2 protein-coding genes are annotated in these 974 nt (G+C 63.0%); both read right to left on the reverse strand.

Annotated features, from left to right (window positions below; genetic code table 11):
* Nucleotides 1-156 (reverse strand): glutamine amidotransferase-related protein (locus B4F73_RS06210; RefSeq protein WP_414651867.1); only part of this gene is annotated, 156 nt, incomplete at its 3' end.
* Nucleotides 153-974 (reverse strand): anthranilate synthase component I family protein (locus B4F73_RS06215; RefSeq protein ID WP_290482756.1); only part of this gene is annotated, 822 nt, incomplete at its 5' end. The genes B4F73_RS06210 and B4F73_RS06215, both read right to left, overlap by 4 nt.

Genomic DNA, 974 nt, shown 5'->3' on the forward strand with positions numbered 1-974 from the left:
GCCGTCCGCACCGGTGGCGAGGGCTTCCTCGACCGTCATTTCATCATTGCGGACCACGCGCGTTTCCGCGCCCAGCTCTTCCAGGTAGTGGACGAGATTCCAGGTGAAGCTGTCATAATTGTCGATGACGAGGATCTGCTTCTTTGGCGCGCTCATTGATCATGCTCATATGCGGCGGCCAGTTCGGCAGCGCGGCGAAGTGCGCCAGCCTTGTGGACGGTTTCATCATATTCGTATTGCGGCACGGAATCGAGCACGACGCCGCCGCCAGCCTGGATGTGCAATTGGCCATCCTTCAGCACCGCGGTGCGCAGCGCGATACAGGTGTCGAGATCGCCATTCCAGCCGAAATAGCCGACTGCGCCGCCATAGATGCCGCGGCGATGGCTCTCCATCTCGTTGATGATCTGCATGGCACGGATCTTCGGCGCGCCCGAGACGGTGCCCGCGGGGAAGCCTGCGAAGAGCGCATCCACGCTGTCGAGCCCCTCGCGCAGGTCGCCTTCGACATGGCTGACGATGTGCATGACGTGGCTGTAGCGCTCGACGATGAACTGCTCGGTGACCGTCACGCTGCCATAGGCGGCGACGCGGCCGACATCGTTGCGGCCAAGGTCCAGCAACATGAGGTGCTCGGCGATCTCTTTCGGATCGTTGAGCAAGCCCTCGGCGCGGCGGGCGTCTTCCTCATCATCCCCGCTGCGCGGCCGTGTGCCGGCGATCGGGCGGATGGCGACGCGGCCATCGCGGACGCGAACGAGAATTTCCGGGCTGGAGCCGACCAGGCTGACCGCGCCGAGATTCATGTGGAACATGAAGGCCGACGGGTTCAGGCGGCGAAGCGCGCGGTAATAGCTGATCGATTGGCGCGGGAAGGGTGTGGAGAAACGTTGGCTCGGTACGACCTGAAAGATGTCCCCGGCGCGGATATAGTCCTTGCACGCTTCGACAATCTCGAAATAGCGCGCCTTGGA

Source organism: Hyphomonas sp. UBA3601 (assembly GCF_002375605.1).
Lineage (GTDB): Bacteria > Pseudomonadota > Alphaproteobacteria > Caulobacterales > Hyphomonadaceae > Hyphomonas.